Genomic DNA, 11,271 nt, shown 5'->3' with positions numbered 1-11,271 from the left:
AACTCACCCCGGAGTCGTTCCACCTCCCCCAGCCTCATGCCAAGAAGATGCCCACCACCAGGCAAGATCACCCGACGTAACGAAGCACTACTAGGGCCCTTCTGATGGATCTCCGCGGCGTCGCGACGCCCGGCACGCACTCTCGCCGCACCGCGCGAAAGCCCGAGTAGCGCCGCTACGAGGACTTCCGCGCCGCACGCCGAGAGCACGCACCGGACGCCGCGGGCACCGCACAGGACTTTCGAGACACCCCCGGGACCCTGCCGACCGTTCGGATGCGGACAGCGGACGACAGGCCCGGGCGCGGGACGGAGGGCCGCGTCTCCCCCGGACGGGGAGGAGGCGCGGCCCTCCGGTGTGCGGGGCTCAGTACGACGAGCCCGAGGCGCCCAGCGACCCCGTCGGGTGCCAGACCGTCTTGGTCTCCAGGAACGCCGTCATGCGGTCGAGGCCGGGCGTCGCGAACCAGTCGTCCACAGGCTGTGGACGAAGAACGCGCTTCAGGTTGTCCGCCGCGGCGATCTCCAGCTCCTTCGCCAGGACGTCGTCGGCGCCGGCCAGGTCGATCGCGTTGACGTCCTGGTGGGCGGCGAGGGGCGCGGCGATCTCCGCCGTACGGCCGGAGAGGACGTTGACCACGCCGCCGGGGACGTCGGAGGTGGCCAGGACCTCGCCCAGGGAGAGCGCCGGGAGCGGGGACCGCTCGCTCGCCACCACGACCGCCGTGTTGCCCGTGGCGATCACCGGGGCCAGCACCGAGACCAGGCCCAGGAAGGACGACTGCTGCGGGGCCACGACGGCCACCACGCCCGTCGGCTCGGGGGAGGACAGGTTGAAGAACGGGCCCGCGACCGGGTTGCCGCCGCCCACGACCTGGGCGATCTTGTCGGTCCAGCCCGCGTACCAGACCCAGCGGTCGACGGTCGCCTCGACCTGCTCGGCGGCCTTCGACTTCGACAGGCCCTCGGCGGCGGCGACCTCGTGGACGAACTGGCCCCTGCGGCCCTCCAGCATCTCCGCGACGCGATAGAGGACCTGGCCCCGGTTGTACGCCGTCGCGCCGGACCAGCCGCCGAACGCCTTGCGGGCGGCGACCACCGCGTCACGGGCGTCCTTGCGGGAGGCCTGCGGTGCGTTGGCCAGCCACTTGCCCTTCGAGTCGGTCACCTCGTACACCCGGCCGCTCTCGGAACGCGGGAACTTCCCGCCGACGTACAGCTTGTAGGTCTTGAACACACTGAGACGGTCAGACATCGAGGTACGCCTCCAGGCCGTGGCGACCGCCCTCGCGGCCGAAGCCCGACTCCTTGTAACCGCCGAACGGCGAGGTCGGGTCGAACTTGTTGAACGTGTTGGACCAGACGACGCCGGCGCGGAGCTTGTTCGCCACCGCGAGGATGCGGGAGCCCTTCTCCGTCCAGATGCCCGCCGACAGGCCGTAGGGGGTGTTGTTGGCCTTGGCCACGGCCTCGTCCGGGGTGCGGAAGGTGAGGACCGACAGAACCGGGCCGAAGATCTCGTCGCGGGCGACGGTGTGCGCCTGGGTGACGTTGGTGAAGAGCGTGGGGGCGAACCAGTAGCCCGAGGTGGGCAGTGAGCAGGACGGCGACCAGCGCTCGGCGCCCTCCGCCTCGCCCTGGTCGGCGAGCGCGGTGATCCGCGCGAGCTGCTCCGCGGAGTTGATCGCGCCGATGTCCGTGTTCTTGTCCAGCGGGTCGCCGAGGCGAAGGGTGGAGAGCCTGCGCTTGAGGGAGTCCAGCAGCTCGTCGTGGATCGACTCCTGCACCAGCAGCCGGGAGCCGGCGCAGCAGACCTGGCCCTGGTTGAAGAAGATGCCGTTGACGATGCCCTCGACGGCCTGGTCGATCGGCGCGTCGTCGAAGACGATGTTGGCGCCCTTGCCGCCCAGTTCGAGGGTGAGCTTCTTGCGGCTGCCGGCGACCGTGCGGGCGATCTCCTTGCCGACGGCCGTCGAGCCGGTGAACGCGACCTTGTTCACGTCCGGGTGGGCGACGAGCGCGGCGCCCGTGTCGCCGTAGCCGGGGAGGATGTTGACCACGCCCTTCGGCAGACCCGCCTGGCGGCAGACGTCCGCGAAGAACAGGGCGCTCAGCGGTGTCGTCTCGGCCGGCTTCAGGACGACCGTGTTGCCGGTCGCCAGCGCCGGGGCGATCTTCCACGCCAGCATCAGCAGCGGGAAGTTCCACGGGATGACCTGCCCGGCCACGCCCAGCGGCCGGGGGTTCGCCCCGAAACCGGCGTGGTCGAGCTTGTCGGCCCAGCCCGCGTAGTAGAAGAAGTGCGCGGCGACCAGGGGGAGGTCGGCGTCGCGGGTCTCCTTGATCGGCTTGCCGTTGTCCAGCGTCTCCAGGACGGCCAGCTCGCGGCTGCGCTCCTGGACGATCCGGGCGATGCGGAACAGGTACTTCGCGCGCTCGGAGCCGGGCAGCGCCGACCACGTCTCGAAGGCCTTGCGGGCGGCGCGGACCGCGCGGTCGACGTCCTCGGCGCCGGCCCGGGCGACCTCCGACAGCACCTCCTCGGTGGACGGCGAGACCGTCTTGAACACCTTGCCGTCGGCGGCCTCGGTGAACTCGCCGTCGATGAACAGACCGTACGAGGGGGCGATGTCGACGACCGAGCGGGACTCGGGAGCCGGGGCGTACTCGAATGCGGATGCCATGGTGATCAGTCCACCGTCACGTAGTCGGGACCGGAGTAGCGGCCGGTAGCCAGCTTCTGACGCTGCATCAGCAGGTCGTTCAGGAGCGAGGAGGCGCCGAAGCGGAACCAGTGGTTGTCGAGCCAGTCCTCGCCGACGGTCTCGTTGACCAGGACGAGGAACTTGATCGCGTCCTTGGAGGTGCGGATGCCGCCCGCGGGCTTCACGCCGACCTGCACGCCGGTCTGGGCGCGGAAATCGCGGACCGCCTCGAGCATCAGGAGCGTGTTCGCGGGGGTCGCGTTGACGGCGACCTTGCCGGTCGAGGTCTTGATGAAGTCGGCGCCCGCCAGCATGCCGAGCCAGCTGGCCCGGCGGATGTTGTCGTACGTCGACAGCTCGCCGGTCTCGAAGATGACCTTCAGGCGGGCGGAGGCGCCGCAGGCCTCCCGCACTGCGACGATCTCGTCGTACACCTTCAGGTAGTCGCCCGCGAGGAAGGCGCCGCGGTCGATGACCATGTCGATCTCGTCGGCGCCGGCGGCGACCGCGTCCCGGACGTCCGCCAGCTTGACGGCGAGGGCGGCGCGGCCCGCCGGGAAGGCGGTGGCGACGGAGGCGACCTTCACACCGGAGCCCGCGACCGCCTCCTTGGCGGCGGCCACCATGTCCGGGTAGACACAGACCGCGGCGGTGGCGGGCGTGGTGCGGTCGGTGGGGTCGGGGTGGACCGCCTTCGCGCCGAGCGCCCGGACCTTGCCCGGGGTGTCCGCGCCTTCCAGCGTCGTCAGGTCGACCATCGAGATGGCGAGGTCGATCGCGTACGCCTTCGCGGTCGTCTTGATGGAACGGGTGCCGAGGGATGCGGCGCGCGCCTCCAGGCCGACCGTGTCGACGCCGGGCAGCCCGTGGAGGAAGCGGCGCAGCGTGCTGCCGGACGAGGCGACGTCCGCGAGGGCGCCTGCTGCGGTGGGTGCATTGGTGGGCATGGTCACCAGACGAGCATATCTACGCGCGTAGCGGCTGTACACCCCGAGAGGGGGCCTGGTGGGGTGGGGACCTTCGGTGGGGGGAGGCGGGGCCGTCGCGGTCGGGCGGGGGTGTCCACCCGGGGGAGGTGTCCGGCTCGGGAGGTGCGGGGAACTGTGCGGGAACCTCCTACGACCCGCTGCGGCGCACGGCGCAGGCCCGCGGCGGCGGACTGCGAAGTGGGCGTGAGATGTCCGGCTCAGGGGTGCGGGAACCGCGCGGGTACCACCTACGGCCCGCTGCGGCGCACGGGGTGCCCGCGGCGGCAGGGGCGCTCCCGTTCGAGCACCGCAGGCGTGCGGCAGAATCGGGGCCATGACGACCCCGGAAGACCAGTCACCAGCGCCGCAGCCCCCGGCCCCGGAGACCAAGGACCGCATCTACCGGTCGCCCGCCGGAATCGCCGGCGGCGTGCTGCTGCTCGCCCTCGTCGGCTGGCTCGGCATCGACGCGATCGTCGCGGGGACCGGACGCACGCCGTGGCTGGCGCTCGCGACGCTGATCCTGCTGGTGCCGCTGATCGTCGCGTTCACGCTGCGGCCCGCCGTGTTCGCGGGCGAGGACCGGCTGCGGGTGCGCAATCCGTTCCGGGTGATCGTGCTGCCCTGGGGGCGGATCGTGTCGCTGCGCTCCGGCTACACCAACGAGGTCGTCGACGAGTCCGGCAGGAAGTTCCAGCTGTGGGCCATTCCGGTCTCCCTGCGCGCCCGCAACAAGGCGGCCCGGCGCGAGGCCCGCGCCGCGGCGGAGCAGGCCGCCGAGCGGGACGGGCGTGTGCGCAGGGGCGGTGGCCTCGGCGGGTTCGGCGGTCTCGGGGGCGGGCCGTCCTCACGGACGGGCGGGGGTCTCCGGCCGGGGGCGGAGGCAGGATCGCAGCGTGCCGAGGGCGACAAGATCATGCACGAGCTGCGGGAGCTTCAGGAGACGCGCCAGAAGGAGGAGAGCGCGCAGGGTGAGGTGACCGTGCGGTGGGCCTGGGAGATCGTGGGACCGGCGGCAGCGGGGGCCGTCGTACTGGCGATCCTGCTGGCCGTGGGATAGGGCCTGCCGTTCGGATCGTGCCTCGGGAGCGCCCCGCCGACCGGAGAGGCGCCCCCGAGGGATCACGGATCCGTCAGATGCCGGCCGCCGCCGACAGGTCCCGCTTGATCGCGGCCAGCAGTTCCGCCGCCCGGGTGCGGGCCGCCGGAAGGGCGTCGTGGTCGGTGACGGGCACCACGACCTCCAGGTAGCACTTCAGCTTCGGCTCGGTGCCGCTCGGGCGGACGATGACCCGGGCGCCGTCGAGGGTGTAGCGCAGCCCGTCGGTGGGCGGCAGCTGCTCCGTGCCCCGGGTGAGGTCGTCGGTGCGGGTGATGGCCAGGCCCGCCAGGTGTGTCGGCGGCTGCTCGCGCAGGCGGCGCATCGCGTTCCCGATGAGGGAGAGGTCCTCCACCCGCACCGAGAGCTGGTCGGTGGCGTGCAGACCGTGCTCGACGGCGAGGTCGTCGAGGAGGTCCAGGAGAGTGCGGCCGCGCTCCTTGAGGGCGGAGGCCAGCTCCGTGATCAGCAGGGCCGCGGTGATGCCGTCCTTGTCGCGCACGCCCTCGGGGTCGACGCAGTAGCCGAGGGCCTCCTCGTAGCCGTAGCGCAGGCCGTCGACGCGGGCGATCCACTTGAAGCCGGTGAGGGTCTCCTCGTACGGCAGCCCCGCCTTCTCGGCGATACGGCCGAGCAGGGAGGACGAGACGATGGACTCGGCGAAGGTCCCCCGGGCGCCGCGGGCGACCAGATGGGCGGCGAGCAGCGCGCCGACCTCGTCGCCGCGCAGCATCCGCCACTCGGCGCCGTCCTTGACGGCCACGGCGCACCGGTCGGCGTCCGGGTCGTTGGCGATGACCAGGTCCGGGTCCGTCTCGCGGGCCTTCGCGAAGGCGAGATCCATCGCGCCCGGCTCCTCCGGGTTCGGGAAGGCGACGGTCGGGAACTCCGGATCGGGCTCGGCCTGCTCGGCGACGAGGACGGGGGCCGGGAAGCCGGCCCGGGCGAACGCGGCGAGCAGGACGTCCTTGCCGACGCCGTGCATCGCCGTGTAGACCGTGCGGGCCGTGCGCGGGGAGTCCGGGGCGAGGACCGCGTCCGTGCGGGCGAGGTAGGCGTCCAGGACGGCGTCGTCGAGGACCTCCCAGCCCTCGGTGGGGCGGGGGACGACGGTCAGGGAGGGGACGGCGGCGATCCGGTCGGCGATCTCCGCGTCGGCCGGCGGGACGATCTGGGAACCGTCGCCGAGGTAGACCTTGTAGCCGTTGTCACGGGGCGGGTTGTGGCTCGCGGTGACCTCGACCCCGGCGACCGCGCCGAGGTGCCTCGTCGCGTAGGCGAGGACCGGCGTGGGAAGGGGCCGGGGCAGCAGCGCGGCGCGCAGGCCCGCGCCGGTCATCACGGCGGCGGTGTCGCGGGCGAAGTCCTCCGACTTGTGGCGGGCGTCGTAGCCGATGACGACGAGGCCGTCGCCCCGGCCCTGGTCCCGGAGGTACGCGGCGAGGCCGGCGGCGGCGCGGATCACGACGGCGCGGTTCATGCGCATCGGACCGGCGCCGAGTTCGCCCCGCAGGCCGGCGGTGCCGAACTGGAGGGTGCCGCCGAAACGGGCGGCGAGTTCGGTGACGTCCTGGGCCTCGATGAGCCGGGCGAGTTCCTCGCGGGTGTCCGGGTCGGGGTCCTCGGACAGCCAGGCCCGGGCGCGGGCGATGAGATCGTCGCGGTCGTCGTGCACGGTCAGCCTCTCGTGAGTGTGCGTACGGTTGCCCGCCCCCGCGGTCCCAGCCCGTCCCCGGGGACGGGCTGGAACCGGACCCGCCTCGGCCCTCGACGGGCCTCGTCCTCGTGCGCCGGACGGGCCGGCCGATGCCGGCCCGGTCGCGTGCGGGCGGGGATCCGGGGCGGAGCTTCCGGGGGGAGCGAAGGAGCGGGACGGCCCCCTGGTCTCCCCGGCGGGGCGGAAGGCGCGCGGCCCCCTGACAGGGGGACGGGGAGCCCGCCCGGGGGAAGGGGCCGGAACCCTTACAGCCGGTCCAGGACCTGCGTCAGCAGCGAGCCCATCCGGGTGGCGCTGTCGCGGCCCGCCTGGAGGACCTCCTCGTGGTTGAGGGGCTCGCCCGTCATACCGGCCGCCAGGTTCGTCACCAGGGAGATGCCCAGTACCTCGGCGCCGGCCTCACGGGCGGCGATGGCCTCCAGCACCGTCGACATGCCCACCAGGTCCGCGCCGATCACCCGGGCCATGCGGATCTCGGCCGGCGTCTCGTAGTGCGGGCCGGGGAACTGGGCGTAGACGCCCTCCTCCAGCGTGGCGTCGACCTCCTTGCAGAGGGCGCGCAGGCGGGGCGAGTACAGGTCCGTGAGGTCGACGAAGTTCGCGCCGACGATGGGGGACGTCGCGGTGAGGTTGATGTGGTCGCTGATGAGGACCGGCTGACCGGGGCGCATGCCCTCGCGCAGCCCGCCGCAGCCGTTGGTCAGCACGATCGTCTTGCTGCCGGCCGCCACCGCCGTGCGCACCCCGTGGGCGACGGCGGCCACGCCGCGGCCCTCGTAGTAGTGCGTGCGGCCCAGGAAGACCAGCGCCCGCTTGTCGCCGATCTTGTACGAGCGGACCCTGCCGCCGTGGCCCTCGACCGCCGGGGGCGGGAAGCCGGGCAGCTCGGTGACCTGGAACTCGGCGTCGGGGGCACCGAGGGCGTCCACGGCCGGTGCCCAGCCGGAGCCCATCACGAGGGCGACGTCGTGGGTCTCGGCGCCCGTCAGTTCGCGCACGCGCGCGGCGGCGGCGTCGGCGGCGGCGTAGGGGTCGCCCTGGATGTCGTCCGGGAGAAGAGATGCGTTCACGCGCAAGAGGGTAGCCGGTCTCGGCCTACGCGCGTAGATGACAGAGCCAACGGGATGTCGATCGTTGTCTTGTCGTTTCCAACGAGGAGCCCGGGGCGACACCGCCCGCGTCCGTGCCGCCCTGGTCGGCGGGGTCGTTCGGGGTGCGGGTTTTCTCGTTCTCGGCAGGGTCGCTCGGGGTGTGTCCGTGACGCCTGCGTCGGGGGTCGCTCGGGGGTGCGTCCGTGCCGCCCCGGTCGGCGGGGTCGTTCGGTCGTGCCCGGGTCACCCTGGTCGGCGGGGCCGTTCGGGGTGCGGGGTCCGTGTCGGCCTCGTCAGCAGGGTCGCTTGCGCAGCTCCATCACGTAGTCGTGGGGGGCGCCCGCCGACTCCGCCGCGTCGGCGATCTCGCCCAGGTAGCGGGCGGAGGGCAGACCGCCCTCGTAGCCGTTGAGGACGTACGCCCAGCCCTGTTCCTCGCCCTCGAGGGTGTGCACCCGCACGCGCAGCCGACGGTAGATGCCGAGGCCGACGCCCTCCCAGCGGTCCAGGGAGTCCTCGTCCGGGGGCGCGAGGTCGTAGAGCGAGACGAAGACCTGGGAGATGGGGTCCTCCACGATCGTCGCCAGCGCGCCCTCCCAGCCGAGCTGCTCGCCGCCGAAGGTCAGCCGCCATCCGTTCAGCCAGCCCGTCGCGCGCAGCGGCGAGTGGGGAGCGCGGCGGGTCATCAGCCGCGCGTCGAGGTTGCCGGCGTACGCGGCGTAGAGCGACATGCGACGAGAGTACGGCAGCTCGAACGCACGTCACCTCCGCTGTCCACAGCCCCTCCCGCAACAGCCGTACCGCCGCCCGGCCCCCCGGGGACGTACGACCTTGAAGGGTGCGGGACAATGGAGTACGTGACTCGGATCGTGATCATCGGTGGCGGACCCGGCGGCTACGAAGCGGCGCTGGTGGCCGCACAGCTCGGCGCGGAGGTGACCGTCGTCGACAGCGACGGTCTGGGCGGAGCGTCGGTGCTGACCGACTGCGTGCCGTCGAAGACTCTTATCGCTACGGCCGAGGTGATGACCACCTTCGACTCCTCCTACGAGGAGCTGGGGATCATCGTCGCCGACGACACCCCTCCGCTGGAGCAGTCGGCTCGGGTGGTCGGCGTGGACCTCGACAAGGTCAACCGGCGTGTCAAGCGGCTCGCGCTCGCGCAGTCCCACGACATCACCGCCTCCGTCACCCGGGCCGGCGCGCGCGTGCTGCGCGGGCGCGGGCGGCTGGAGGGCATGCAGGCCCTCGACGGCTCGCGCAAGGTCGTGGTCACCGCCGCCGACGGCAGCGAGGAGACCCTCGTCGCCGACGCCGTCCTCATCGCCACCGGCGGTCACCCCCGTGAACTGCCCGACGCCCAGCCCGACGGCGAGCGCATCCTCAACTGGACCCAGGTCTACGACCTGCGGGAGCTGCCCGAGGAGCTCATCGTGGTGGGCTCCGGTGTGACGGGTGCCGAGTTCGCCGGCGCCTACCAGGCCCTGGGGTCGAAGGTGACGCTCGTGTCGTCGCGCGACCGGGTGCTGCCGGGTGAGGACCCCGACGCGGCCGCCGTCCTCGAGGACGTCTTCCGGCGGCGCGGCATGAACGTCATGGCCCGCTCCCGCGCGCAGTCCGCCAAGCGCGTCGGCGACCGGGTCGAGGTGACGCTCGCCGACGGACGGGTCATCACCGGTTCGCACTGTCTGATGGCCGTCGGCGCCATCCCCAACAGCGAGGGGCTCGGGCTGGAGGAAGCGGGCGTCAGGGTCCGCGACTCCGGGCACATCTGGACCGACAAGGTGTCCCGCACGACCGCGCCGGGCGTGTACGCCGCCGGTGACGTGACCGGTGTCTTCGCCCTCGCGTCCGTCGCCGCCATGCAGGGCCGTATCGCCATGTACCACTTCCTGGGCGACGCGGTGGCCCCGCTCAACCTGAAGACCGTCTCCTCCAACGTCTTCACCGACCCGGAGATCGCCACCGTCGGCTACACGCAGGCGGACGTCGACGGGGGCAAGATCGACGCGCGTGTGGTCAAGCTGCCGCTGCTGCGCAACCCGCGCGCCAAGATGCAGGGCATCCGGGACGGCTTCGTGAAGATCTTCTGCCGGCCGGGCACGGGCATCGTCGTCGGCGGGGTCGTCGTGGCGCCGCGCGCCTCGGAACTCATCCACCCCATCTCGATCGCCGTCGACAACAATCTGACGGTCGAGCAGATCGCGAACGCCTTCACCGTGTACCCGTCGCTGTCGGGCTCGATCGCCGAGGTGGCACGGCAGTTGCACACGCGCAAGGCGAGTGCCGAGGTCTAGCCGGTTTCTGCGGCCGGAACCAACTCCCCGCCGGTCACGGGGAGTTGCGGCGTGTGCGGGTGGCATAGGCGCCGGACCTAGGTCCCTATACCACCTCACGCCCTGCTGTGCGAACAACTTCTATTATTCGGCGCAAAGAGCTGAAAGCAGACGGTCGTCCGCGTTACTGTCAGTTTCGTGTTCGCTGCAGAACGTCGCCAATTGATCCTCGAAATGGTGCGAGCGAACGGGGCCGTGTCGCTCCGTGAGCTCGCCCGCGTCGTCCAGACCTCCGAAGTGACCGTACGGCGGGACGTGCGCGCACTGGAGGCAGAAGGACTCCTCGACCGCCGGCACGGCGGTGCGGTATTGCCGGGCGGATTCACGCGGGAATCCGGCTTTCCGCAGAAATCGCATCTCGCGACCGCCGAGAAGACGGCCATCGCCGATCTCGCCGCGGGCTTCGTCGAAGAGGGCGAGGCCATCGTGGTCGGGGCGGGAACCACCACGCAGGAGCTGGCCCGCCGGCTCGCGCGGGTGCCCGGGCTCACCGTCGTCACCAACTCGCTGCTGGTCGCCCAGGCGTTGGCCCACGCCAACCGGGTGGAGGTCGTGATGACCGGCGGGACGCTCCGCGGGTCGAACTACGCCCTCGTCGGCAGCGGCGCCGAACAGTCCCTGCAGGGATTGCGCGTCTCGCGCGCGTTCCTCTCCGGCAGCGGGCTGACCGCCGAGCGCGGGCTGTCCACGTCCAACATGCTGTCGGCGTCGGTCGACCGGGCCCTCGTGCAGGCCGCCGCGGAGGTCGTGGTCCTCGCCGACCACACCAAGCTCGGCACCGACACGATGTTCCAGACGGTCCCCACCGACGTGATCACCCGCCTGGTCACGGACGAACCACCAGCTCACGACGACCGTGCCGCCACCGAACTGCAGGCCCTCGCCGACCAGGGGGTGCAGATCGCCGTGGCCGGGGCGTCGGGAAACCCGGGGGGTGAGCCGGTCCCGGCGCGCCGCCAGCAGCAGCGCCGGGACGTCCCCCTCCCGTCCCCCCGCCGTGGCCAGGTCCCGCCCACGGGCCTGCGCGCCACCGCGGTCCTCGGCGAACAGCCTCCGGGCACGGAGCGGGCCCGCGTGGCAGACCTGCGCCGCCGCTGAGGGGCGCACGACCCGGGCGGGCGTCCTGCGGCACCGGCCGGCGGGACTCGGGAAGGTCGACCGCGGGTCCAGCAGGCGTCTGCCGGCGGGACTGGGCGAGGTCGACCGGCGGCTCCTGCGGGCGTCGGCGGGCGGGACCTGGGGAGGTCGGCTCGGCTTGGCCCGGGGAAGGCGCGGCGGCTCGGTGCGGCGCGGCCCGTGGACCGGCCCGGGCTGGTGGGGCGGCGGTCCGCCCGGAGCCCGGGCAGCCGGAACCGG

The 11,271-nt window shown here is 72.6% G+C and carries 9 protein-coding genes; 3 read left to right on the top strand and 6 right to left on the bottom strand.

Going from position 1 to position 11,271, the window contains the following annotated elements; all coding sequences use genetic code 11:
* Positions 1-366: 366 nt before the first annotated feature.
* Genes ACZ4YY_RS22100 through deoC form a run of 3 tightly spaced genes read right to left on the bottom strand, consistent with a single transcriptional unit; the run spans position 367 to position 3,651 of the window.
* Positions 367-1,254 (bottom strand): aldehyde dehydrogenase family protein, encoded by an 888-nt coding sequence (locus ACZ4YY_RS22100; RefSeq protein WP_468292670.1) that lies wholly within the window; start codon positions 1,252-1,254, stop codon positions 367-369.
* Positions 1,247-2,683 (bottom strand): aldehyde dehydrogenase family protein, encoded by a 1,437-nt coding sequence (locus tag ACZ4YY_RS22095; RefSeq protein ID WP_468292668.1) that lies wholly within the window; start codon positions 2,681-2,683, stop codon positions 1,247-1,249. Before ACZ4YY_RS22095 ends, ACZ4YY_RS22100 begins: the two co-directional genes overlap by 8 nt.
* Before the next feature lie 5 nt (positions 2,684-2,688).
* Entirely contained in the window at positions 2,689-3,651 is a 963-nt protein-coding gene (gene deoC / locus ACZ4YY_RS22090; protein ID WP_468292707.1) for a deoxyribose-phosphate aldolase, read from the bottom strand.
* A 355-nt stretch (positions 3,652-4,006) separates the two neighbouring features.
* On the opposite strand from deoC, the gene ACZ4YY_RS22085 reads away from it, so the two are divergent.
* Positions 4,007-4,732 carry a PH domain-containing protein gene (locus tag ACZ4YY_RS22085; protein WP_468292665.1) on the top strand — a complete coding sequence of 242 codons (726 nt, stop codon included), beginning with the start codon at positions 4,007-4,009 and terminating at the stop codon, positions 4,730-4,732.
* Positions 4,733-4,805: 73 nt separating this feature from the next.
* Here ACZ4YY_RS22085 and ACZ4YY_RS22080 read toward each other — a convergent pair whose 3' ends face one another.
* The 3 genes from ACZ4YY_RS22080 to ACZ4YY_RS22070 all read right to left on the bottom strand — a co-directional run bounded on the left by ACZ4YY_RS22080 (position 4,806) and on the right by ACZ4YY_RS22070 (position 8,310).
* Complete coding sequence (locus tag ACZ4YY_RS22080; RefSeq protein WP_468292662.1) at positions 4,806-6,446, bottom strand: phospho-sugar mutase; 1,641 nt, start codon at positions 6,444-6,446, stop codon at positions 4,806-4,808.
* Between the two features lie 287 nt (positions 6,447-6,733).
* Entirely contained in the window at positions 6,734-7,558 is an 825-nt protein-coding gene (locus tag ACZ4YY_RS22075; RefSeq protein WP_468292659.1) for a purine-nucleoside phosphorylase, read from the bottom strand.
* Between the two features lie 314 nt (positions 7,559-7,872).
* Positions 7,873-8,310 carry a gamma-glutamylcyclotransferase family protein gene (locus ACZ4YY_RS22070; protein ID WP_468292657.1) on the bottom strand — a complete coding sequence of 146 codons (438 nt, stop codon included), beginning with the start codon at positions 8,308-8,310 and terminating at the stop codon, positions 7,873-7,875.
* 117 nt (positions 8,311-8,427) lie between these two features.
* Between ACZ4YY_RS22070 and ACZ4YY_RS22065 the strand changes: the two genes are divergently transcribed.
* Positions 8,428-9,876 carry an NAD(P)H-quinone dehydrogenase gene (locus tag ACZ4YY_RS22065; protein ID WP_468292654.1) on the top strand — a complete coding sequence of 483 codons (1,449 nt, stop codon included), beginning with the start codon at positions 8,428-8,430 and terminating at the stop codon, positions 9,874-9,876.
* A gap of 177 nt (positions 9,877-10,053) precedes the next feature.
* Positions 10,054-11,013 (top strand): DeoR/GlpR family DNA-binding transcription regulator, encoded by a 960-nt coding sequence (locus ACZ4YY_RS22060; RefSeq protein ID WP_468292651.1) that lies wholly within the window; start codon positions 10,054-10,056, stop codon positions 11,011-11,013.
* Positions 11,014-11,271 lie beyond the last annotated feature (258 nt).

Source organism: Streptomyces sp. NPDC030143 (assembly GCF_055573695.1).
The sequence above is the reverse complement of the archived record's forward strand: the minus strand, read 5'-3'. Positions and strand labels throughout refer to the sequence as shown.

Bases quoted from the DNA above. Each gene is read 5' to 3' on its own strand.
- ACZ4YY_RS22095 (WP_468292668.1), bottom strand. From the start codon at position 2,683: ATGGCATCCGCATTCGAGTACGCCCCGGCTCCCGAGTCCCGCTCGGTC.
- ACZ4YY_RS22070 (WP_468292657.1), bottom strand. From the start codon at position 8,310: ATGTCGCTCTACGCCGCGTACGCCGGCAACCTCGACGCGCGGCTGATG.
- ACZ4YY_RS22100 (WP_468292670.1), bottom strand. From the start codon at position 1,254: ATGTCTGACCGTCTCAGTGTGTTCAAGACCTACAAGCTGTACGTCGGC.
- ACZ4YY_RS22085 (WP_468292665.1), top strand. From the start codon at position 4,007: ATGACGACCCCGGAAGACCAGTCACCAGCGCCGCAGCCCCCGGCCCCG.
- ACZ4YY_RS22065 (WP_468292654.1), top strand. From the start codon at position 8,428: ATGGAGTACGTGACTCGGATCGTGATCATCGGTGGCGGACCCGGCGGC.
- deoC (WP_468292707.1), bottom strand. From the start codon at position 3,651: ATGCCCACCAATGCACCCACCGCAGCAGGCGCCCTCGCGGACGTCGCC.